17 protein-coding genes and 1 pseudogene are annotated in these 23876 nt (G+C 40.6%); 11 read left to right on the top strand and 7 right to left on the bottom strand.

The window, feature by feature from the left end; genetic code table 11:
- Positions 1–15 precede the first annotated feature (15 nt).
- Entirely contained in the window at positions 16–2430 is a 2415-nt protein-coding gene (gene gyrB, locus AC3Z9T_RS16290) for a DNA topoisomerase (ATP-hydrolyzing) subunit B (protein ID WP_490127146.1), read from the top strand.
- A 245-nt stretch (positions 2431–2675) separates the two neighbouring features.
- The gene (locus tag AC3Z9T_RS16285) at positions 2676–4205 is read left to right on the top strand and encodes a phosphoethanolamine transferase (RefSeq protein ID WP_490127145.1); all 1530 of its coding nucleotides are present in this window, start codon (positions 2676–2678) and stop codon (positions 4203–4205) included.
- 286 nt (positions 4206–4491) lie between these two features.
- On the opposite strand, the gene AC3Z9T_RS16280 is transcribed toward AC3Z9T_RS16285, so the two are convergent.
- Complete coding sequence (locus AC3Z9T_RS16280) at positions 4492–4707, bottom strand: hypothetical protein (protein ID WP_490127144.1); 216 nt, start codon at positions 4705–4707, stop codon at positions 4492–4494.
- Positions 4708–4757: 50 nt separating this feature from the next.
- Positions 4758–5165 carry a hydroxyisourate hydrolase gene (uraH, locus tag AC3Z9T_RS16275; RefSeq protein WP_490127143.1) on the bottom strand — a complete coding sequence of 136 codons (408 nt, stop codon included), beginning with the start codon at positions 5163–5165 and terminating at the stop codon, positions 4758–4760.
- A gap of 318 nt (positions 5166–5483) precedes the next feature.
- On the opposite strand from uraH, the pseudogene AC3Z9T_RS16270 reads away from it, so the two are divergent.
- A pseudogene (locus AC3Z9T_RS16270) lies at positions 5484–5630 on the top strand (IS6 family transposase); the annotation flags it as partial.
- Positions 5631–5709: 79 nt separating this feature from the next.
- Here AC3Z9T_RS16270 and asd read toward each other — a convergent pair.
- A complete protein-coding gene (asd, locus tag AC3Z9T_RS16265; protein WP_490127142.1) occupies positions 5710–6816 on the bottom strand; it encodes an aspartate-semialdehyde dehydrogenase in 1107 nt (368 codons plus the stop codon).
- A gap of 282 nt (positions 6817–7098) precedes the next feature.
- Here asd and AC3Z9T_RS16260 point away from each other — a divergent pair, with 282 nt between their 5' ends.
- A complete protein-coding gene (locus AC3Z9T_RS16260; RefSeq protein WP_490127141.1) occupies positions 7099–8277 on the top strand; it encodes an MdtL family multidrug efflux MFS transporter in 1179 nt (392 codons plus the stop codon).
- Positions 8270–9235 carry an HTH-type transcriptional regulator YidZ gene (gene yidZ / locus AC3Z9T_RS16255; protein ID WP_490127140.1) on the top strand — a complete coding sequence of 322 codons (966 nt, stop codon included), beginning with the start codon at positions 8270–8272 and terminating at the stop codon, positions 9233–9235. Before AC3Z9T_RS16260 ends, yidZ begins: the two co-directional genes overlap by 8 nt.
- Before the next feature lie 86 nt (positions 9236–9321).
- Here the strand turns inward: yidZ and ykgO are convergent, their stop codons facing one another.
- Positions 9322–9462 (bottom strand): type B 50S ribosomal protein L36, encoded by a 141-nt coding sequence (gene ykgO, locus AC3Z9T_RS16250; RefSeq protein WP_490127139.1) that lies wholly within the window; start codon positions 9460–9462, stop codon positions 9322–9324.
- 2 nt (positions 9463–9464) lie between these two features.
- Positions 9465–9725, bottom strand: coding sequence for a type B 50S ribosomal protein L31 (locus AC3Z9T_RS16245; protein ID WP_490127295.1), 261 nt, complete (start codon positions 9723–9725; stop codon positions 9465–9467).
- A 316-nt stretch (positions 9726–10041) separates the two neighbouring features.
- Here AC3Z9T_RS16245 and nagK point away from each other — a divergent pair, with 316 nt between their 5' ends.
- From nagK to AC3Z9T_RS16220, 5 genes are all read left to right on the top strand, one after another.
- Entirely contained in the window at positions 10042–10953 is a 912-nt protein-coding gene (gene nagK, locus AC3Z9T_RS16240) for an N-acetylglucosamine kinase (RefSeq protein ID WP_490127138.1), read from the top strand.
- Positions 10954–11403: 450 nt separating this feature from the next.
- The gene (locus AC3Z9T_RS16235) at positions 11404–12045 is read left to right on the top strand and encodes a ubiquinone biosynthesis protein UbiH (RefSeq protein ID WP_490127137.1); all 642 of its coding nucleotides are present in this window, start codon (positions 11404–11406) and stop codon (positions 12043–12045) included.
- A 47-nt stretch (positions 12046–12092) separates the two neighbouring features.
- The gene (locus AC3Z9T_RS16230) at positions 12093–14291 is read left to right on the top strand and encodes a flotillin family protein (protein WP_490127136.1); all 2199 of its coding nucleotides are present in this window, start codon (positions 12093–12095) and stop codon (positions 14289–14291) included.
- 70 nt (positions 14292–14361) lie between these two features.
- Positions 14362–19299, top strand: coding sequence for a DNA repair ATPase (locus tag AC3Z9T_RS16225; protein WP_490127135.1), 4938 nt, complete (start codon positions 14362–14364; stop codon positions 19297–19299).
- 2 nt (positions 19300–19301) lie between these two features.
- Positions 19302–19868, top strand: a complete 567-nt coding sequence (locus AC3Z9T_RS16220; protein WP_490127134.1) for a rhomboid family intramembrane serine protease — start codon at positions 19302–19304, stop codon at positions 19866–19868.
- 2 nt (positions 19869–19870) lie between these two features.
- On the opposite strand, the gene AC3Z9T_RS16215 is transcribed toward AC3Z9T_RS16220, so the two are convergent.
- The gene (locus AC3Z9T_RS16215) at positions 19871–20533 is read right to left on the bottom strand and encodes a helix-turn-helix transcriptional regulator (protein WP_490127133.1); all 663 of its coding nucleotides are present in this window, start codon (positions 20531–20533) and stop codon (positions 19871–19873) included.
- A gap of 73 nt (positions 20534–20606) precedes the next feature.
- Here AC3Z9T_RS16215 and AC3Z9T_RS16210 point away from each other — a divergent pair, with 73 nt between their 5' ends.
- Positions 20607–22016 carry an MFS transporter gene (locus AC3Z9T_RS16210; RefSeq protein ID WP_490127132.1) on the top strand — a complete coding sequence of 470 codons (1410 nt, stop codon included), beginning with the start codon at positions 20607–20609 and terminating at the stop codon, positions 22014–22016.
- A gap of 66 nt (positions 22017–22082) precedes the next feature.
- Here AC3Z9T_RS16210 and AC3Z9T_RS16205 read toward each other — a convergent pair whose 3' ends face one another.
- Complete coding sequence (locus AC3Z9T_RS16205) at positions 22083–23873, bottom strand: IucA/IucC family protein (RefSeq protein ID WP_490127131.1); 1791 nt, start codon at positions 23871–23873, stop codon at positions 22083–22085.
- Positions 23874–23876 lie beyond the last annotated feature (3 nt).

Here is a 23876-nt window from a genome sequence, read left to right as displayed (position 1 = left end):
TAGCGGGAAACGTTGATGTCGAATACATATGACTCCTCAAGTATCAAGGTATTAAAAGGGCTGGATGCGGTGCGTAAGCGCCCAGGCATGTATATCGGTGATACCGACGATGGTACTGGTCTTCATCACATGGTCTTCGAGGTTGTCGACAACGCTATCGACGAAGCCCTCGCCGGTTTTTGTGACGACATCGTGATCACAATCCATGCTGATAACTCAGTCTCTGTTCAAGATGACGGTCGTGGTATTCCAACAGGTATCCATGAAGAAGAAGGGGTATCAGCAGCAGAAGTTATCATGACTGTTCTGCACGCAGGCGGGAAATTTGACGATAACTCCTATAAAGTCTCCGGCGGTCTACACGGAGTTGGGGTATCTGTTGTTAACGCCTTGTCTGAAAAACTAGAGCTGACTATCCGTCGCGATGGCAAAGTTCATGAGCAAACTTATAGCCATGGTGAGCCACAAGGCCCACTTACCGTTGTTGGTGAAACTGACCAAACAGGGACACGCGTCCGCTTTTGGCCAAGTATGGATACCTTTAAAGGTATCACTGAATTTGAGTATGATATTTTAGCTAAGCGCCTTCGCGAGCTATCATTCTTAAACTCAGGGGTTTCAATCAAGTTGATTGATAAACGTGATGGCAAAGAGGATCATTTCCACTACGAGGGCGGTATCAAAGCCTTTGTTGAGTATTTAAGCCGTAACAAAACGCCAATCCACCCAACAGTTTTCTATTTCTCAACCGAGAAAGACGGCATTGGTGTTGAAATCGCCATGCAATGGAACGATGGCTTCCAAGAAAATGTTTATTGCTACACCAACAACATTCCACAACGCGATGGTGGTACTCACCTTGCAGGCTTCCGAGCTGCGATGACGCGTACTTTGAACAACTACATGGATAAAGAAGGCTATCAGAAGAAATCGAAAGTCAGTGCAACCGGTGACGATGCGCGTGAAGGCTTGATTGCAGTTATTTCTGTTAAAGTCCCTGATCCTAAGTTCTCATCACAAACGAAAGAAAAACTGGTTTCTTCAGAAGTCAAAACTGCTGTTGAAACGATGATGAACGAACGTCTCGTTGAATACCTACTAGAAAATCCAAACGACGCTAAAATCGTTGTTGGCAAAATCATTGATGCTGCACGCGCTCGTGAAGCAGCGCGTAAAGCACGTGAAATGACTCGCCGTAAAGGTGCATTAGACTTAGCGGGTTTACCGGGTAAATTGGCTGACTGCCAAGAACGCGACCCTGCACTGTCCGAATTGTACCTTGTGGAAGGGGACTCTGCGGGCGGCTCTGCAAAACAAGGCCGTAACCGTAAGAACCAAGCGATTTTGCCTCTGAAAGGTAAAATTCTTAACGTCGAGAAAGCGCGTTTCGATAAAATGCTTTCTTCACAAGAAGTTGCGACCCTGATCACGGCATTAGGTTGTGGTATTGGTCGTGATGAATATAACCCAGACAAACTGCGTTATCACAGCATCATCATCATGACGGATGCTGACGTCGATGGTTCACACATCCGTACCTTGTTGTTAACTTTCTTTTATCGCCAAATGCCTGAAATCGTTGAGCGTGGTCATGTTTATATCGCTCAGCCACCACTGTATAAAGTGAAAAAAGGTAAACAAGAGCAATACATCAAAGATGATGATGCGATGGATGAATATCTGATCTCTATCGCACTTGATGGTGCAGCGCTGCATTTAAGTGCCGATGCACCCGCGATGAAAGGTGAAGAGCTGGAAAAACTGGTCGTTGAGTACAATGCGGCACACAAAATCATTCGTCGCCTTGAACGCCTCTACCCGCAAGCTCTGCTCAACAGCTTAGTTTATCACTCAACGCTGACAGAAGATGCATTGAAAAATAACCAGCAAGTTGAAGAGTGGGCTAAAACCTTAGTTCAGCGTTTAGAAGAGAACGAGCTACTGGGTAGTACTTATAGCTATACCATCACTGAAAACCGTGAGCGTCAGCTATTCGAACCAACCATCCGCATTCGTACTCATGGTGTCGATACTGACTACAACTTGGACTTTGATTTTGTCCACGGTAGTGAATATCGCCGTATCACTCACCTCGGTGACATGATTGCTGATCTGATTGAAGAAGGTGCTTACATCGAACGTGGTGAACGCCGCCAAAATATCGAAAACTTTGAAGATGCGTTAGCATGGCTGACACGTGAATCACGTCGTGGCCTCTCTGTACAGCGTTATAAAGGTCTTGGTGAAATGAACCCTGAGCAATTATGGGAAACCACGATGGATCCAAATACACGCCGTATGATGCGCGTTACCGTAAAAGATGCGATTGCAACAGACCAACTATTCACAACATTAATGGGTGACGCGGTAGAACCACGTCGTGCCTTTATTGAAGAGAATGCTCTGAAAGCGGCAAATATTGATATCTAAGTCTTATACATAAAATAATGTTATAAGAATGAAAACCCCGTGTAAAAACATGGGGTTTTGTTTTTCTATGACTTAACATCACGCTAGTTTACAGTTTTTTACCCCGCCAATATTGATTACACACTCTTTTATTGTGTTATAACCGATAAACAAACTCTTATTAACTAGAAAAATTACTCACAGAAAGTCTAATAATGGTTATGCGTTTATTGATAATATCTCTTTGTTTTCTGCTGATTTCTGCTATGCCTGCACTATTGGGTGGTGATATTAGCTTACTGTCTAAGCTAGTCATTATAATGACTGGCACATTGCTTATGTTTATCTGTGCTGGGGTGTATAAAAGCCTAGTAGGCAAAGTATTCACACTGTTGATAAGTGCACTATGGGCACTCAATCTCTCGGTTTCTTTTTTCTTCTACCAAAAACACGATATCCGCTTTTCATCCTCTATCGCTGAAACCTTTATCAATACCAATAGCAGTGAAACCGTTGGTATGCTTTCCTATAATAAGTACTACATTCTTTTTTATATTATTGTTTTTGCAGTTTATTTTATTAGCATTCACAAAAGCGCTAAATACCTTAATCGTAAAACCACATGGGCAAGTTTAGGGTTATTTTTGGGCTACCTCGTCGTGGTTCCTGCACACTCTGCTGCATTACTTCCCAAATCGGGTAGCTATCTATTATTAGCTGAGCAATATCTCTCACATACCCCTTTTTATAACGCATCAGCACTGGTTAGAAACCTCTATGAAAATAGAGAGATAGTTAAAATACCGCAAACTGTCGTTCAATATCAGTATGATAAAAAAGAAATGGATAGCGATATTTATGTCCTGATCATTGGCGAATCTGTACGTCGTGATCACTTAAGTCTCTACGGTTATCAATACGAAACAACACCAAACCTAGATAAACGCAAACCACAAATGTTAGTCTTTGACCAAGTCTATTCACCCGCGCCTGTCACTATTTTATCAGTACCTATATCACTGTCGAATATTCGCTTTTCACAAATGCAAGATAAGCAATATTATGCAGACAATATTGTCGCTCTAGCCAACCATGCAGGGTTTGAAACTTATTGGATCAGTAATCAAGGTAAAACCAATCGTAAAACCAGTGTGATATCCACCATTGCCAGTATGGCAAAGCACCGAGAGTGGAACGAGTTTGTTGGTTACGATGAAGAAATTTTAGACTATTTCAACAAAGCGATTAATGATAGCGTGAAAAAGAAAAAATTGATCGTACTACACACTTATGGCAGCCATGAGCCATCTTGTAACCGCTTCCCTGAAGAAAAGTATCAAGAATTTAGCACCCAAGAAGATGATAACTGTTATGACAGTTCTATCGCCTACACCGATGCGCTAATCGAAAATATTTTACAGCAACTCTCAGGTAAATCCGCCACTGTGATGTATTTTTCTGATCATGCATTACAACGTCTAGATGATAAATATGATGTCTATTACCATCATGGGGTCAATAACCCAACCAAAGAGGCTTATGAAATCCCCTTATTTGTTTGGTATAGCCAAAATAGTGCAAAGCCATCGCTAAAGAGCAGCACATTGCATGCGCCCTATTCAACAGCCAACAATTATTGGTTAATCAGTGATTGGCTAGGTATACAACAACGTAGCCCTAAAGCGTGCCTATCGCCGCTAAATAGCTGTTATCAGTCACAAAAAGAGATCACTATGATTGATGGAAATCGTACTTTGCTGAATTTAAAAACGCTACCTTCTGAGCAAAGTGACTAGTCCTGATATAGGTTGACAACTTTTCAGGAATAAAACTCTCGATGAACTTCGCTGGTCTTTTCGCCTTATATCTCAGCCAGTATTGAGCGAAGGTTTACAGTGGATTTTGCTAACTTTCTTGCCTATTCCAGGTTACTCGGTCTTATCAGTAGATACTCTATTTTTAATATCCCATTCCCTTTAACTTGACAGGTATCGCTATACATAATCGATATCTGCCAAATTAAATTTAGTTAGTCAAAATAAAATTAGCATCTCCTAATGATACACTTCATTTTATCTTTTTTTATTCTACAAGCGCACTAACCCGAGTTACATTCTCACCGCTAGCACCGATTATTTTTATGATCTTTTTACCATCTTTATTTGCTTTTTTTTCTACAGCCTGAATGGCTTCATCAATCCCAATTCCTGAGGCGGATAAAACTTGAGGAGTAGAAAATGCAGATATAGATATTGATGAAAAAAATACCCCAAACAAAACCAGTTTTAATATTTTCATTACATTTCCTATTATAAGAGTCATTATTTAATAATTTTATTTTAAATCAATCAACTACCTCTATAAGTTGAATAGCCATATTGACTAAATGCAAGCGGAATAAAATGTTTTTCATTAGTATCTGTAATATAAAATTCCACCGGTATCTCTGGGAAATAAGTTGCTATATTATCCTTTTGAAAATAATCGCCTGTTTTGAATGTGACTTTATAAACGCCTTTTTCAACTTTTATATTGTCAGGCCATAGGCTGTCCATATGTCCATCATGGTCTGTTATTGCTGTTTTCAAATGTATCCAGCTATCACCTTGCTTTTGCTCTAATACGACCTTAACTCCCTCCGCTGGATGTCCTGTTTGTTGATTTAATACATGAACACCTAAAACATCAGATGCGAAACTCATAGAGGGAATGGCTAAAGAAGCAAGTATCATCGATGCTAAAAGCTGTTTTTTCATGTCAATATCCTTTGAGTGATTTAAGTTATTTTTTAACTAATTACGCAACAAATGATACTACTTAACTCAAATTCAACCATTACAGCTCCATTACAATTATGTCATGTTACACTTTGTGACTACCCCCCCCCTATAGGATAAGGCTTCCCACTTCGTAGGCTGCAACCATCTGTATGGCGGGTTTACATGGGTCTCTATGTTTAGGAAAAGCCATACTAACGAGTGAGTTTAAATGGAGACATTTTGTATCCATTATTATCCTTTAGTATTTACGTTGGTATGGCGTCACCGGCGATTTCGAATCAACCAAACGAGCCAGCGTGGATAATTCAATGCGTTGAAACTTTGCGAAAACTGAATAAGGGTCAATTTGATGAATGATTGCGTTGCGATGAGGCTGAGTTTCGTGTGCGAAAGCGATCTGCCTTTATGAATCGATTATTCAATGCGGAGATGGTTTACCAATTAGCGAAGGGGAAAAATGCGCTAATTTGTTATTTGCAACAAGCCCCCTTATTGTTATAAGAGGGCTAGCGAAATGAAATTACAGCAAAATATTCAACATGCGGCGCAGCGGCTCAGCAGCACCCCATAACAGCTGGTCACCCACTGTAAACGCTGATAGGTACTCAGGGCCCATATTGAGTTTACGTAAACGGCCAACAGGCGTACTTAATGTTCCAGTTACCGCAGCAGGTGTCAGTTCACGCATCGTAATTTCACGGTCATTAGGTACCACTTTCACCCACTCATTATGAGACGCTAACAACTGCTCGATCTCCTTGAGTGCAATATCTTTTTTCAGTTTTAAGGTGAAAGCTTGGCTATGACAACGCAATGCACCTACACGCACACATAAACCATCAACAGGGATAATATTGCTGCCCGTCGCTAAAATTTTGTTAGTTTCTGCTTGGCCTTTCCACTCTTCGCGGCTCTGACCATTTTCTAGCGCTTTATCAATCCATGGGATCAAGCTACCCGCTAATGGCACACCAAAAGCATCTGTAGGCATAGTACCGCTACGGGTGAAATCAGTGACTTTTTTCTCAATATCCAAAATCGCTGAAGCTGGATTTTGCAACTCTTTCGCCACTTGGCTATGTAATTCGCCCATTTGTACTAACAGCTCACGCATATTGCGAGCGCCTGCACCAGAAGCGGCCTGATATGTCGCGACAGATGCCCATTCAACTAAATTATTAGCAAATAAACCACCCAATGACATCAACATCAAGCTTACCGTACAGTTACCGCCAACGAAGGTCTTAATGCCTTTATTTAATCCGTCTTGGATATGTTGTTGGTTAACAGGATCAAGAATGATAATTGCATCGTCTTTCATACGCAGTGCAGATGCTGCATCAATCCAATATCCCTCCCAACCTGCTGCGCGCAGCTTAGGATAGACTTCATTTGTATAATCACCACCCTGGCAGCTAATAATAATATCTAACGCTTTTAGCGCATCGATATCATTAGCATCTTGCAATGTACCGCGATGCCCACCGTAAACAGGCGCTTCTGCACCGTGCTGCGAAGTGGTAAAAAATACAGGATGAATTGCATTAAAGTCGCCTTCTTCTACCATTCTCTGCATCAAAACTGAACCGACCATACCGCGCCAGCCGATAAAACCTACATTTTTCATTGTGTTCACCCTGTCTGTTTAAAATCTTTACGGCAATAAATTTTAATTTCCTACTATGCAAACAGTAGAAACTGAAAATCTATCGACTACCTAAAACTGACAAAATATCAACCAGTGTGCAAGTGAATTTCATAACTATTAATGTGAATATTAGTAACTTCGCTAATATTCACTTATTAAATTTCCAAATTAGAAAATTGCCTTTCACGATTAATCAATATCTTGAATAGCACATACTGATTAAAATCGCCTCCCTGTTTTTCATCTGGATACTGTTACCCCATGATCAAATATGTCCTTTTTAGCTTCTGGATAGTGCTCATCTATCCACTTGGCGTCGACCTGCACCTTACTGGCATTCCATTAATTGCTGCTGATTTACAGGCAAGTGAAAGCCAGTTGCACATTGCGTTTTCTATTTATTTGGCAGGCATGGCATCAACCATGTTAATTGCAGGATGGTGTTCAGATCATATAGGCCGAAAACCTGTTGTTTTAGTGGGTGCTTTCATGTTTGCTATCGCATCCATCATGGCAGGCTCAGCAACAACGGTAAATGTATTCTTAAGTGCCCGTTTTTTACAGGGGATCGGCGCAGGTTTTTGCTATGTCGTAACCTTTGCTATTTTGCGTGATGTATTATCAGCCAGAGTCAGAACCAAAGTACTATCAATGATGAATGGTGTTACCTGCATTGCGCCTGTACTCGCACCTGTGATCGGTTTTGGTATTCTACTGTTCTATCATTGGTCAGTCATGTTCTACTTTATGGCAGCTTACGCGATCATTAGTATTCTGTTTTGTTTAATTGGGATAAAAGAAACCAAACCCTCTATCAGCAAGCAAACACAAAATACGGCAACGGCCCCCCTTGCTGATGAGCATTTTCTCAATCTATTTTTTCTGACACGTTTAGTTATCTCTTGCTTTGGTATCGCGGTGATTTTGACCTATGTAAATGTGTCACCGATTATTTTAATGGGTAACCTTGGTTTCACGACGGGACAATTTTCAACATCGATGACTCTACTTGCGATGTTAAGTATGGCGACCTCGTTTTCTATGCCAAAACTGATTTCAACCTTTAAAAGCCAAACCCTGTTATATAGCGCGCTAAGCCTATTCTTATTTAATGCAGTGCTTTTATTGATCTATCTATTAAAGTTCGAATATATCACCCTGTTATTTGTTGTTTTTGGCTTATGTGGTGTCGGCTTCTCAATGCTATTTGGCATTATTATGAGCCAAGCATTGTCGCCTTATGCAAGAAAGGCGGGGATCGCTAGCTCAATCTTAGCTATTTCACAGTTAAGTTTCGCCTCTATCTATATTTGGGTTATGGGCTGGGCTGGCGTCGCTTCAGTACAGATGCTTTTTATTATCTTACTAGCAGCTGCTATTATCGGTATGGTGTTACTGAAAATATCTTCTCTGTCTAGTAAGGTCGCATCCCTTGAATAAACAATTGCATCGATTAGATTTAAATTTACTCGTGATTTTGCAATATCTTATCGAAGAGCGTAGCGTCACTTTAGCAGCTAAACGGCTGTCTATTACGCCTTCTTCCGTCAGCAAATCATTGGCCAAACTGCGCCAGTGGTTTGATGACCCGCTGTTTATTCGTAGCCCGCAAGGGCTAACCCCAACACCATTAATGCACCGCATTGAAAAGTCGCTGCCTGAGTTTTTAAATTTAGCCAATTACATTGCTGAGATCCGCGATACAGAAAAACCTCGGGGGCTAAAATTCCGTTTAATGATGGAAGCGCCACTGAATTTGATTATGTTGCATGATTTATCGCTAAAGATTTTAAACCAATACCCTGAATCGAATGTTAATGTGCGTGATTGGGACTATAACTCTTTGGCAAGTATTGTCGCGGGAGATGCAGATATTGGGGTATTAGGACGAGAGAGCTACCATAAATCAAAAGAATCGATTAATGCCCTCCCTGATATTTTGAATTTTGAAGTGTTGTTTATTGATAGGCCGCTCGCCTTTATACGAGCTGATCACCCATTATTAGGTGAAGAATGGAACCTAACTAACTTATTGAAATACCCACATATCAGTACCGAATATGGCAACCGCATCCCTTGGGCCTTCGATGATGTACTGCACAGCATGGGTTTAACGCGTAATATTCAGCTATCCTATTCCTCTTTTGAACAGTCATTACTGATGACATCGCAAGCAGGGCACTCATTGTTAACGTGCGCACCAGGTTATTGCCAACACTATGTTAATAAATTTCATTTGGATTTAGTGTGTATCCCTTTGCCGCTAGAACCTGAAATTTATCAACAATTAGATATTCCTTTTTTAATGCTATGGCATAAACGAAATGCCTATAACTCCAAAACTCGCTGGTTAAAAGAACAAATAAAAAGCGGTATTGCCAACTTCATTAGTACTTAAAAAAAAACCATCGCGATACAGGACTATCGCGATGGATCAGGAAAACTGCTGTAGTTAAATCGAAGACCAACAGTTTCAAGACAAAATTAACGTTTCTTTTTACAGCCTTGCACCGCCTTAAAGCGGGGATTAGTTTTGCAAATCACATAAACACGACCACGCCGACGAACCACTTGGCAATCGGGATGACGCTGTTTAGCCGTTTTTAATGAACTCAATACTTTCACGTTTATTTCTCCTCTTTCGACAAGAAGCGAGCAAAACGTTTTTGGAACTGCGCTGTTTTTCCTTCTTGTGAGATCATTTTTTGTTTACCGGTATAGAACGGATGCGATTGTGAAGAAACATCTAGGGTGACATACGGGAAGTTTTCACCTTCAAATTCAATCGTTTTTTCCGTTTTAATCGTTGAACCAACTTTAAAGTACGCATCGGCACTGGTGTCATGGAACACGACAGTGCGATATTGGGGATGGATTCCGTGTTTCATCATAATGCACCATTTGTTATGTTATAATATAACAATATAGAATTTAAAATAACGATGCAACTGTTTTATGGGAAATACAGTGTGAATATTAATTAACTCTGTATTTTTGCTGAAAAAATAAAATTAGGAATATGACCGTTCTTTAAAGACGTGATCAAAACTCGCCTCTTATTCACACTCCGCAAATAAATCTTAAAACACTCATTCAACCCGCCAAGAACTTTTGTATAATTAAACAATCACATATTTAATATACATTATTTATCAAATAGATATAAAATAATTAACGATAAGTAAACCTTCGAGGGAAACCAAAATGTACTATGGCTTTGATATGGGCGGTACAAAAATTGAACTGGCGGTGTTTGATGAATCACTTAACCCTATTTGGCAAAAGCGAGTTCCCACCCCAAAAGAAGATTATCAAGAACTTCTAAATGTCTTTCAGAGTCTTACAGAAGAAGCTGATGCCAAATTTGATTGCATTGGCAAAATCGGAGTAGGCGTACCAGGTATTGTTAATCACCAAACAGGCACTGTTTTTACCACCAACGTTCCCGCAGCAAAATATAAGCCGCTGATCCCAGATCTCACCAACACACTACAACGCCCCGTAAAAGTAGAAAACGATGCAAACTGCTTTGCACTATCAGAAGCATGGGCAACAGATTTTCAACACTATCCAACCGTGCTTGGGCTAATTTTAGGCACCGGTGTTGGAGGTGGTTTTATCTCTAATGGTAAAGTTCTATCTGGAAAAAATGGTATTGCTGGTGAAATTGGTCACATGAATATCACTTTGCAAGGAGCTCAACATTTAGGTGATCGTGTACCTCAAATAGCCTGTGGTTGCGGAAAAACAGCCTGTTTTGAAACCTACTTAGCAGGCCCTGGCTTCGAACGTATTTATCATGCTTTTAGCGGAGAAAAACGATCCGCAATTGAAATTATTCAGCGCTACCAACAAGGTGATCTGACCGCAAAACAACATGTTGAACGTTACATTGATTTATTAGGCATGTTTTTAGGACAAATCATTACCGTATTAGATCCTGATTTAATTGTTCTTGGTGGTGGATTATCGCAATTTGACGGTATCTACTCATTATTACCAAATGTGATACCTAAATACTTATATGGCACAGCCACTGTTCCTGCTATAGAAAGGGCAAGATATGGAGAATCTGGTGGTGCAAGAGGAGCTGCTTGTTTAAATTTGCGTGATTAATTAAATTAAAATACTCAAAAAAAGCTTATTATTTTAGGTTAATTCAAAATCACACGGAGGTTTATTCCTCTGTGTGCCAATAACAGTAATAAATTGAATTTATTATCAATAAATTATTCACCATCTATTTATTCATTCAAATTAGTAACAACTACAAGCATTTTTCGGAGATTTTTTAATCATATAATTTCAGTAAGTTATAATATTTTATTACATATTAACCCACTGACTGATTATCTTTTTCTATCGATTGATGGCATGATAAAACACTGCTTATTGGATTTTTATCAGTTATTGATAACTCTGAATATCATTGATAAATAACTGATAAAAATCAGCTAGATAATAGAGACTAGTCCGATATTGAAAATCATCAAAATAGTTATGATTGAAATAAAGGTAATAGTAATAATAAAGCTACAACTCTAAATAAATATAGAGAGAAAATTTATGAGTTTGTTTCTACAAAACTGCCTGACCTTCCCTGCCATTATTTTTAGTGGCTTATTTATCATCATGATGTTTTATTGGGTTTGTGCGGCTTTTGGCCTGTTAGACATTGATTTATTTAGTGTCGATACCGCTGTTGATGGTGGAGGTTTTGATGCAACTGGCTTTGCAGGCTGGCTAACCAAGCTAGGGCTTGCTGGCATCCCTGTGACTATCATTTTGACTTTATTCACCTTATTTGGCTGGTTACTCAGCTATTTCAGCGTGCACTGGTTTATCCGTTTTATTGATATCACCCTACTGCGCTACCTCGTTGGTTTCGTTGTCCTGTTAGTGGCTTCATTTATTTCAATTCACCTGACAGCTTGGTGCTTAAAACCGTTACGCGAAAAATTGGCAAAATCTAGCCCGCAAAAAAGTGTCCATCAATTGATGGGTAAGCTAGCGACAGTGCGTTCGGGTGAAGTCACAGAGCAAAAAGGAGAAGCCATTTTAGAAGATGGTGGAGCCGGCCTGATTTTACAAGTTCGCGCAGCTGCAACCGAAAATCTAAAACGAGGTGACCGTGTTGTCATCATTAGCTACGACGCTGCATCACACAGCTACCTTGTTGTGACCGAAGAAGAATTTCGCAGTTTATAAAACTTAAATAATCAACGACGACATACCTAAACCCACGGAGAGAAAATATGGAATTGGCTGACCTAATGCCCTTTTTAACCATTATTGGGGGCATAATTATAGTCATACTGGGCTTCTTTGGGCTATTCAAAGCCTTCTATATCAAAGTCCCGCAAGGAACTGCGCTTATTGTCAACGACATGTCGTCGCAGCCAAAAGTACATTTTACCGGTGCCTTAGTTTACCCCGTCATCTACAAAAAAGAGTTCATGCGTATCTCTCTTTTGACTTTAGAAGTTGACCGCCGTGGTAAAGATGGCCTGATCTGCCAAGACAACCTACGTGCAGACATTACCGTTGCCTTCTACCTTCGCGTTAACGAAACCACTGAAGACGTGTTAAAAGTGGCTAAAGCGATTGGCGTTGAGCGTGCCTCTGACCATCAAGCAGTCAGTTCGCTGTTTAGTGCTAAGTTTTCTGAAGCACTAAAAACCGTCGGTAAGCAATTTGAATTAGCCAAACTGTTTGAAGATAGACAGAATTTCCGTGACCGCATTGTGGATGTTATCGGGAAAGATCTTAACGGCTATGCACTGGAAGACGTGGCAATTGATTATTTAGAACAAACACCTAAAGCGGCTCTTGATCCAAACAATATTTTCGACTCCGAAGGTATTCGTAAAATTACTGAAATTACCGCAATCCATAATATTGAAACCAACCAAAAAGAACGTGATCAAGAGTTAGCTATTCAAAAGAAAAACGTCGAAACACGTGAGGCCAGCTTAGCACTTGAGCGCCAACAAGCAGATGCCGAAGCTCGCCAAAAACGTGAAATCGATAATATCCGTTCTCGCGAACAAGCTGAAACTTTGCGCGTACAGGAAGAAGAGCGTCTCAAATCCGAGCAAGCCCGAATTCAAACTCAGCAAGAAATTGAAATTCGTGAAGAAAACCGCATGCGTGAAGTGGAAGTTGCTCAACAGAACCGTACTCGTGCTGTTGCAATTGAAGAAGAACGCGTCAACCGCGCTCGTGATCTCGAAATCGTTGCTCGTGAACGTGAAGTTGAATTACAACGCATTGAAAAAGAAAAAGCGCTAGAAGAAGAACGTAAAAACATTTCCAATGTGATCCGTGAACGTGTGATCGTTGAGAAAAGCGTCGCCCAAGAAGAAGAGCGCATTAAAGAAGTTCGTGAAATTTCAGAGGCTGACCGTTTACGCCAAGTGACGGTGATCAATGCACAGGCAGAAGCAGAAGAATCTTTAGTTCGCCAAGTGAAAAAAGCCGAAGCCGACGAAGCGAGTGCCAAACACAGAGCTGAAGAAATCAGCACTATGGCGCAAGCAGAGCTAGAAGCTTCCGCAAAACAAGCTGAAGCGAAAAAGCGTTTAGCCGAAGGGGTTGAAGCCGAACATGCGGCATTAGGCCTTGCAGAAGCACGCGTACGCCAAGCAACCGCAGAAGCCGAAGAGAAAGAAGGCTTAGTACAAGCCAATATTACCGCTGAAAAATTACTGGCTGAAGCACGTGGCTTGAAAGAAAAAGGCTTAACTGAAGCACAAGTGATGGAAGCTAAAGCGCTAGCAGAGCAACAACAAGGTCTTGCTGAAGCCAAAATTCTTGAAGAGAAATTGTCAGCCCAAGCGCGTGGTGACGAACAACAAGCCAACGCCAAAGAAAAACTGGGTCTAGCTGATGCAAAAGTCCTTGAAGAAAAATTGGCAGCGCAAGCACGCGGTGAAGGCCAATTGGGTGCAGCACAAGCTGAAGTCATTCGCCAACGCCTGAAAGCAGAAGCTGATGGTTTAACTGACAAATTTAAATCAATGGATCACCTCAGTGATACTGCCCGCGCTCACGAAGAATTCCGTATGCGTCTTGAAAAAGAATTCGAGCAATCTATGGCTTCTATTGATGCCAATAAAGAAATCGCACGTGAGCAAGCTGATGTTCTAGCCGCTGCATTAACCAAAACCAATATCGAAATTGTGGGTGGTGATGGTAGCTTCTTTAACACCTTCTCTAAAGCATTAAGCTTAGGTAAAGCAGTCGATGGTTTTATGGATAAAAGCAGCTTCGCGAAGGAAAGCGTTGAAAAACTGATGAACCGTAAAACTGATCAGAAAATAGATATTGCATCATTGCTGAAAAACCCAGAGGTTCAAGATTTAATTAATGGGTTTATGGCGGCTAAAGGGGCTGGGCAACCAACAAAAGTGGTTGCAGAAAAACCGAAAGCACCAACCGATGATCTATTTTAATTAAAGAGTTTGTTTAAGGTATACCGAGTTTCGGTATACCTTTTGTCATAACCAAGGAAATCAGCGATACATGTCAATTCAGGATACGGATCACGAACAGGAAATACTGGACAGTGCAGTTGCACAAGGTGGCGCTTATGAAATATTACGCAAGCGCCTAACTGAACAAGGGCAACAGCTTCACCAAAAAGCCGCTCAACTCAATGACAGTCGTTTGCAAGAGTTCGGTCAAAGCCAGATGGATATTATTGGCCGTATTCGTATCCGCACAGAAAACAACTGCCAAGCAAGGGATATTGTTCGTGTCGGTGATTGGTTGCTATTTGGCTACAATGTCTTCCTTGGTTTAAAGCGAGAAACACATCTTGAAGATGTGTTTTCTCTGTATCGCCTGATTGATAATCAAGGTGAATTCGATGTCGAAGCCGTGCCTTATGAAGAAACATTCCTCAGTGACACACGTTTCGTTCAAGATTTTACTGAGTTATACACCTATTATAAAAATACTCAATTATTACAACTCGTTGAGCGCGACGGTAAGCTACTTGCCAGCTTCCAAATCGGTGATCGTATTACCGATGTACGCGTGTTTCGTTGGTCCATTTCCAGCGATAAAAGCAAAATAGATTATATTGATAACCGCGGTGAACGTGATATTGCCCTACCACCTGCCTATGATTTTGAGTGGGTTAAAACCACTCGAGAAAACACCGTAAATGGTCGTTTTCCTCACATCAACATCTTAGATACCGTTTTTGTGGAAACTATCGGTGGTGATCTCACCATTAAATGTGAAAACAATACTGAAGATGGGTTAGGGATATACCGCGAAGCGGTACTGGATAAAAACCAATCACTCGATGATGCTCAAATCGAATATGCACAAACAGGTAGTCTGATCCTGCTTAAAATCTTACCTTATCGTGAGGAAAGTTGGCGTTATTTGGTTTACAACACACTCACTCAAGCTGTTCAACGCATTGATGCTATTGGACAAGCTTGCGTACAATTGCCTGAAGATCACGGCATCATTTTCCCTGGTGGTTATTATCTACAAAACGGTGAATATAAAACCTTTGACCAACCAATGGATGGTATGCGCTTCCGCCGTCTACGTCGTTCACCGAATGGTGAAGATGTCCTGTATGTATTCTATTCACCAAACCAAGGTCGTATCGCCCTATTTAACTACAATCTGATTGAGCGGAAACTGGCTATTCCGTTGATCGGCCATGGTTATGCCATGCTCGAAGATGGCAAAATGGTACTGTTTGAAGGTGAAGGCGATGAAGCAACCCGTGTTCACCCAATGCAAGTGTGGCAAACACCATTCTATACTGAAGAATTTGCTGATCAGCAGCCTGCTCGAGGTGGCTTTTTTGGCAAAATCGGCAATGCTGACTTGGTACGCGGTATCTCTGAGATATTATATATCGCCAAAGAGATTGAAGGTAATCAAGTTTCCGTTGCTCGCTATGAACAACTCAGCCAACAACCAAGAAATCTACTCGATATTTATTACTGGCTCAATGATGAACAATGTTTAGGTATTGGTAAATTACTCAAAGAGATCACTCAAACCAGTGAGCTGGTGCTAGACGAATATGAAAAAGTAGAAAGTATTCGCCAACAATCAGCAAAATCAATGAATGAGGCAGTTAGCCGCCAAAAATCATTAATTTCACTGACATTACCCGAAAGTTGGCATGATATTCAGCAATTCGTTGATGGGCTAAATGCTCTTAGCGCACAACGTGGCCACCTGATTTCTTTACGTGAATTCCGCTATATGGATTTGACCAAACTAGGTCAAATGGAAGAGGAAATCACCCAAGCCCAGCAACAAGTTTCCCAAGCAACAGCCGCTTTTCTTGCCAGTGATAAAGCACTACAACCTTTTAAAGCACAGTTAGCCACCTTCGAAGAGCAGATGGAAAGTGCGCAAAACAGCGCCCAGCTCGACATCCCTATGAATGGGATGGAAACCATGTCTAATGATTTAGACATGCTATCGAATTTAATGGCATCGTTAAAATTTGAGGATGTAACACAGCAAACTCATATTATTGATGCGATCTCTCAAATTTATGCACAATTAAATCAGTCACGCGCACGCTTACAACAAAAACGTAAATCACAAAGCAGCGTCGAAACTGTTGCCCAATTTGGTGCTCAATTTCGCTTATTCAGTCAAGGTATTACCAATGCCTTATCGCTCTCGACCGATCCTGAACGTTGTGATGACCAATTATCAAGGCTATTGGTACAGTTAGAAGAGCTCGAAAGTCAATTCAGTAACCATGACCAATTTCTCGATGACATTTTAGCCAAGCGTGAAGAGCTATTAGAGACTTTTGAATCACATAAACAAGCATTATTAGATGACCGTCAGCGCCGTTCTCAAAACTTACAAACTGCGGCGGATCGTTTATTAGAAAGCTTACAGCGCCGTACTCTACGACTACAATCGCAAGATGAATTGAATGCTTTTTTTGCCTCAGATCCATTAGCGGCAAAAACCCGTGAAATCATTGAAAAATTAAGAGAAATCAATGATAACGTTAAAGCGGATGACATCGATGCTAAGCTAAAAGCAGCACGCGACCAAGCAATCCGTACGTTGCGCGATAAGACAGATATTTTTGAAGATGGTGGCAATGTTATTAAATTGGGGCCTCGCCATCGCTTTAGTGTGAATACCCAAGAGCTCGATCTAACCATTCTACCAAAAGAAAACCAGCTATGGTTGTACCTAACAGGTACTGATTTCCAAGAACCTATCGACAACCCACAACTAGCGGATTTACAACCCTATTGGTCAGCCACGTTAGAATCCGAGTCTGATAGCGTTTACCGCGCAGAATATCTTGCATACTCAATCATCTATGCAGCAAGCAAACGTCAAGATGGCCTTGACTACAATATGCTTAAATCTGCGCTATCAGTCCCTGATAAGCTAGATAAAATAGTGCGCGATTTCGCAGCTCCTCGCTATAAAGAAGGCTATGAGAAAGGGATCCATGATCATGATGCCATCGCCATTTTGAAAAAACTCATCCCTATTGGTGAAAGTGCAGATTTACTGCGTTATAACCCAACTTCGCGGGCAATTGCTGCGATTTTCTGGGAACAAGCACAAACGGATGAGTACCCAGCTTTATGGCCTGAGCGTGCTCGGACTGCCATGAATATTCAGCAACTATTCCACAATGATGATGCCTTACTTGATTTACAGGCTGAAATCGAAGCGGATATTAGCCTCTTCTTGCAAGAACACCCGATAACTTGTGAAGGTTATCAACAAACCCAAGCCGCTGAATATCTTAGCTTTGCCTTGGCTCGTACCCCAATCGAACTTGTATACAGCAAATATGCACGTGATCTTGTTTCAGCACTTCAAAGTAGATTAGAAGAAGCACATATGTGGATTGATTTTAATCGTTCACAGCAAAACCTTGCGGGCCGTTATTCACAACGCTGGGCATTGATCCAGAATTGGTTACAGGGGCTGTGCTCTATCACCGAGTTTGCCCATTTGCAGCCGTACATTCCTGGCGCCATCGCAATCATTATTTTAGATAAAGTAGCTTCCGCCCGTTACAGCGAAGCTGACCTTTATTTCAAAGTAAATGGCTTACTTGGTGAACATCCAACAATAGAAAATCAAACGCTCTCACTGAGTTTAGATAACTATTTCAGCCGTATGCGCCGCCAACGCAAAAAATTTATCCCAGCATTCCGCGAATATCAGTCATTGCGTCAGCGCATTGTGATAGAAGAACGACGTCGTTTGAAACTCCATGAATTCAAAGCACGACCACTCAGTTCCTTTGTGCGGAACAAATTGATCAACGATGTTTACTTGCCAATTATCGGCGACAACATGGCAAAACAAATCGGTGCATTAGGTGAAGGTAAACGTACCGATTTGATGGGGCTACTGTTAATGATCTCCCCGCCGGGCTATGGTAAAACAACATTAATGGAGTATGTTGCCGACCGCTTAGGCTTGATCTTTATGAAGGTCAATGGCCCCGCATTAGGTCACGATGTGCTGTCTCTTGATCCAGAACAAGCGCCTAACGCAACCGCAAGGCAAGAACTCGAAAAACTCAACTTAGCTTTAGAGATGGGTAACAATGTCATGTTGTATGTCGATGATATTCAACATACCCATCCTGAATTTTTACAGAAATTTATTTCACTCTGTGATGGAACAAGGCGTATAGAAGGTGTTTGGAAAGGACAAACCAAAACTTACGATATGCGTGGTAAAAAATTCTGCGTGGTCATGGCTGGTAACCCATATACTGAATCAGGCGAAGTATTCCGTATTCCTGATATGTTAGCCAACCGAGCGGATATCTATAATTTAGGGGAAGTATTGGGTGGCATGGATGAAGCCTTTGCATTAAGTTATATCGAAAATAGCCTAACGTCTAACCCGGTACTTGCTCCACTTGCACTTCGCGATCTCAATGACCTTTACCTGCTGGTTGATAAAGCAATGGGTAAATCAGTTTCAACTAATACCTTGAGCTATCCATACTCAGATGCTGAAATCAGTGAAATTGTTGCAGTTATCAGCCATTTGCTCACACTACGTGATGTGGTATTAAAAGTTAACCAACAATATATTGCGAGTGCAGCACAGTCGGATAAATATCGCACCGAGCCTGCATTCCGCCTACAAGGCAGTTATCGTAATATGAATAAATTAAGTGAAAAAGTTTCTTCAGTGATGAATGAGGAAGAATTGGAGCGTTTATTAGACGATCACTATCTTGGGGAAGCACAACTACTCACGACGGGCGCAGAAGAAAACTTACTGAAACTTGCTGAAATTCGCGGAGTGTTAACCGAGCAAGAAGCTGCACGTTGGCAACAAATTAAGCGTGATTTTATGAGAAACAAAGCACTCGGTGGTGACAATGCCGATGTGGGTGACCGTGTTGTTGCTCAATTAGCCGATCTGGTTGAAAGCGTGCAAGCACTTGGCCAGCACTGAATATGAAACCTTGGTTAAGCCAGCGCATCAAATTACTTATTGTTCTATCAGGGCTATTAATATTCATTCAGATTATTAATAGCCTAACAGGTGATGCATTAACGCGTTTTGGGATCATACCCAGAAGTTTAGATGGATTAATGGGGGTTATTTTTGCCCCTTTTATTCATGGCAGTTGGGGGCATTTACTCAGCAACTTACCACCGCTACTGGTTCTCAGTGCATTACTCCTTCACGGTCATATCCGTAACTATATCTACGCCTCTATATTTATTATTATCACTAGTGGTTTAGCCGTTTGGTTAGTCGGCCGCTATGCTGTACATGTCGGTGCCAGTGGTTGGATCTTTGGGCTCTGGGGCCTGCTAATTGCACAAGGTTTTTTTCGCCGCCAACTTTCTGATATCGCCATTGCAATCATTGTACTGTTTTACTTTGGTGCAATGGCATCAGGGTTGTTACCCGTACATCAATATATTTCAACTGAATCGCACATCGCAGGTGCACTATCAGGTTGCTTCTATGCATGGTGGATTAACCACCGTAGAAAAGGCGGCACTGTAGCCTAACCTTATTTTTCCTGCTTTACTCGATAAACACAGCGCCCAGCGCCATCAAGTAAATATTGCACTCTTTCAACTATGGTGTCTTGGCCCATTATTTCTTGAAATAACTCGAGTTCTGAACGACAAAAATTTTGGCAAGCCGTGGCCGCAGCACAAATAGGGCAGTGATTTTCAATGAACAACCAATCATCACCTTCTTGTTCAACCCTCGCCATATAGCCTTCTTCGCTACGAACATCAGCAAGCATTCGCAACTTTTCAGCAAAGGGCAACTTTCCACAACGAGAGAGATATTTCGCTTTCATCTCCCCTTCCCGTTGGCTAATCAATTTTTCAAGCCCTTCATCGCCAAAAATATTTTTTACAGAGTCTATTAATTGCAAAGCCAACTGGGCATGAGTGTCAGGAAAACGTTGATGACCTAACTCAGTTAATATCCAATTTTGCCTTGGCCTGCCAGCACCAGACTGTGAGGTACATTGAACACCTTCGACTAAGCCTAATGAAGATAGTTTTTGAATATGCTGACGAGCCGCTTCGCCAGTCATATCCAGATCTTTTGCGATAACCGCGGTTGATATAGGCCCTTTAGTTTTAATACAAAACAGCACTTTATCTACCGCTTGGCTAAGGTTTAAATTATCAAAGTAATTACTTGCATTAATCATTGCGTCACTCTAATATCCAAGTCAATACTTGGATATTACGTTTTTCTAACCCTCTCGTCTAGCAGGTCTCGCTATGAGCAATGATCCATCAACCACAACACAAGCCAAATGGGCTGATTTACTCAGTGGAACTAACGCACTATTAACTATCGCCCTTACGGGTGGTGTTGCACTCCATGCCATTAATATTTATATCGTGACAACCATTTTACCCAGTGTTGTTAATGATATCGGAGGGCTTGAATATTATGCATGGAATACCACCATATTTGTCGCGACATCAATTGTTGGCTCTGCGTTATCCAGCAAGATACTCAATAATCTAGGACCTAAATTCGCTTATTTGGCAGCACTGTTTTTATTTTCATTAGGCTCTATATGGTGTGCAACATCGCCATCAATGTTATCACTGCTAGCGGGTCGAGCATTCCAAGGACTAGGTGGAGGGATCTTATTTGCGTTAAGTTATGCCCTGATCCGTATTGTTTTTTCTGAAAACCTCTGGTCAAGAGCAATGGGGGTGATTTCAGGAATGTGGGGAATAGTCACTCTCTGTGGCCCTGCTATTGGTGGAATATTTGCTCAAGGCGGCCATTGGCGTTGGGCATTTTGGTCATTGATCCCTGTCGCAATCCTGCTTGCATTGATTGTGATCAGTCAATTACCGAGAAAGAACAATCATTCACAACAAACTAATAAGCTACCATTATTAGCCATAACATTATTAGTTACTTCAGTGTTAGCTATATCAATTGGTAGCCTCTCTAGCGATCTGTTATCAAACACCATTGGCCTAGTGATAGGTATTGGTATCCTAATCACTATTGCACTTATTGATGGGAAGAATGGAAAACGACTACTGCCAACAGGTTCCTATTCACTAAAAAATACACTTGGCGTCATTTATCTCACAATGAGTTTATTAGTTGGAGGGATGACAACTGAGATCTATGTTCCTTATTTTCTACAAACTATTCATCATTTCTCACCGCTATCAGCTGGTTACCTCACAGCAATTATGGCTGCCGGTTGGACAATTGGTGCTTTATTCAGTGCAAACAAAACTGGCCCGATAGTATTAAAAATATTAAGAACAGGTCCGGTCATCATATTTATTTCATTAGTTGTTCTCGCAATATTGACGCCTAACTTACAACTAGTACATTCAATCGTACTTTTCATTATTTACTTGATAGCGATGATGGGTGTTGGATTAGGCATTGGTATTTGTTGGCCGCACCTTGTTTTAAAAGTTTTCAATGCCGCTCCTGAAGGCGAAGAAAATCTTGCATCGTCTTCTGTTATTACCGTTCAACTGTATGCAACTGCATTATCAGCAGCATTGGTTGGTGTGGTTGTTAATAATAGTGGACTGATCAAGCCAGGAGGATTAGAAGGTGCGCAGCAAGCGTCAATTTGGTTATTTGCACTATTCGCTATCTGCCCATTCTTTGGCATGATGCTAATTAGAAAAGTGAAATAGCTTATTACTGACTGGCGTGGTGGCTAAATAATACCTATTTAGCCACCGCTATAACGTCTTAATTCATTAATGTGTTAGCAAAAAAAGAGGATTACGTAACTTTCGCTCAGTCTTCATTTCTTGCCCTCGATTATCATAATCAACAATTTCACTATTATTTTTCAGTTGCATCAAATTTAAATCTGTTAAGGGTATATCAGGCCCAAACAGATCATAGCGCTGATACTTATCAGCAAATTCAGGATACCGTTCTTGGTAATTAACAATCACACTCGCCACTAGCTCCCAAAATTGCTGTTCAGTGAATGAAAATGATTTACTTAACAGAGGTGGTAAAAAGCGGAATATGCCATTAAAAATATCGTTGAAAATATATTCAGGTTTTAGATCATCATCTATTTTTATTGACAGTAAAGATAAATTTTCAGGAATATCTATTTCTGCATTTAGAAATTTTATTTCCTCTCCTATATCCTTCATAAAGATGCTAATAGGTTGGTTATCTTCCAGTACTAAAATAACATTTTCACCATGGGGCATAAAAATCAGATCATAACAGAAGAAAGCATGTAGCAATGGTGAAAAATAGATATCTAAATAGCGACTCATCCATTCCTCTACTGATAGCCCTGAATCTTTGATTAATTCAGCAATGAGCGCATCGTTATTTTTATCAACATGCAGTAATGATGCCATGCTAATTATTTTTTGGTTCTCAGCTATTTTGTCTACAATAGATTCTCGCCATAAGCAAGAAAGCATCCCCTTATAAGGATGGGCGGCATGCCTTTCATCATCGAATACAGATTCAATTCGGCTATCCCGATAACCAATTGTGGCGATTTCTTTAATTACTCTAAAGCCTTTTTCTGAGAAATAGGCGTCTTGGGAAATCAGCGAATCTAACCACTCACAAATTACCGGTGATACTGCCATACAGCTTGGTGATAACGCTCTGATAAAACCCGAATTTATCACTGATAATGCGGTTTTTACATAACATTTTTCTGGGTGACTAACATTATACAGTGTTCGTATAGATTGCTGAGCTAAATAGTTATCTTCTCCTACCCCTAAAAAGATAATTTCTTTGACTGCAATATCAGGTGTAAACCGAGTTGAAATTTTTTCACGCCATTGCCATTGATGTACTGGCATCCAGTAGTAATCATCATTGATCACATCATGCTTATCCATTATTTTTCTAAATTTTTCAATTAATTGAACCGATAATTCAGATGCAATTAATTGTTGATAATCAATTGAAGATATACTGGAGAATTTAGCTTTTCTTTTGTGCACGGCTATCCATAAAACCTGTTGTTGTTCTGCGCACTCAGGAGCATATTTAAAATAATCAGTAGAATCGAAACCATAGCGACCATTATTGGCAAACATTAGAGGAAAACCCTCATTCATCGAAGCTTCGACGGTTTGGTAACTCGCATGCGCTAACTGTTTAGAGCTAAGTTTATTAGCTTGAAACTTATATGCCATGCTATTCAATGTTGCAATGACCTCATCTAAATAGATTGGCAATACTTTTTCATCAATAATAAGCTTATCTTTTAATTCTAAGATAAATGATAAAGCATCTAAATTCACATCTATCCCACTCTTGGTTTTTTCAATTGAGTCAATATCAATATCAAGGTGGTCTATCCAGTAATGGGTTGCCGAAAAAGAATAACACACATCTTTATCATCAATATTTAGAATGTATTTATTTGAGGAATACATTTCAGGATTAATAACTCTCTCATAGAAAAAGCAATTAAGCATTTTTCTAACAAGATAGCGGTTTGCCTGTTCCCAACTACTTTCACTTATATAATCCGTTATATTTAAACAAGACACATA

Source organism: Providencia sp. 6390, from assembly GCF_058148425.1.
The sequence above is the reverse complement of the archived record's forward strand: the minus strand, read 5'-3'. Positions and strand labels throughout refer to the sequence as shown.